1 protein-coding gene is annotated in these 420 nt (G+C 72.4%); it reads left to right on the top strand.

The genetic code is table 11. The features are described from left to right. Positions 1-3: 3 nt before the first annotated feature. On the top strand, positions 4-420 hold a 417-nt coding region (locus DYI42_RS24065; RefSeq protein ID WP_342344735.1), incomplete at its 3' end, for an ATP-binding protein.

Raw genomic sequence — 420 nt, 5'->3', positions numbered from 1 at the left:
CTCGTGGGTCACTGCCTCGACTTCGGCGAGACCTCGATGCCCTACCTCCCGTTCGCGGAGATGCTCGGCCAGGTGGCCGATGCCGGGACGGATCCGGGGGAGGCCGTCAGCCACCCCGCCCTCGCGCGGCTGCGCCACCAGAGCTCGGCCGAGAAGCCGTCGGAAGGCCTCGACCGGGCCGAGGTGTTCGAGGCGGTGCACGCGCTCGTCGAGGAGCTCTCCGACGAGAGCCCGGTCGTGATGGTGGTCGAGGACGCCCACTGGGCCGACGCGAGCACGCGCGACCTGATCAGCTTCCTGCTCTCCCGACGTCAGCGGGGGCGCTTCGTCTGCGTCGTGACCTTCCGCTCCGACGAGATGCACCGCCGGCACCCGCTCCGCCAGCGGGTGGCGGAATGGGTCCGCCTCCCCGGCGTGGAG

It is taken from the genome of Vannielia litorea, from assembly GCF_018424695.1.
In the GTDB taxonomy this organism is placed as follows: Bacteria; Pseudomonadota; Alphaproteobacteria; order Rhodobacterales; family Rhodobacteraceae; genus Vannielia; species Vannielia litorea_A.
Note: the sequence above shows the minus strand (reverse complement) of the source record. Positions and strands in the feature narration are given on the sequence as shown.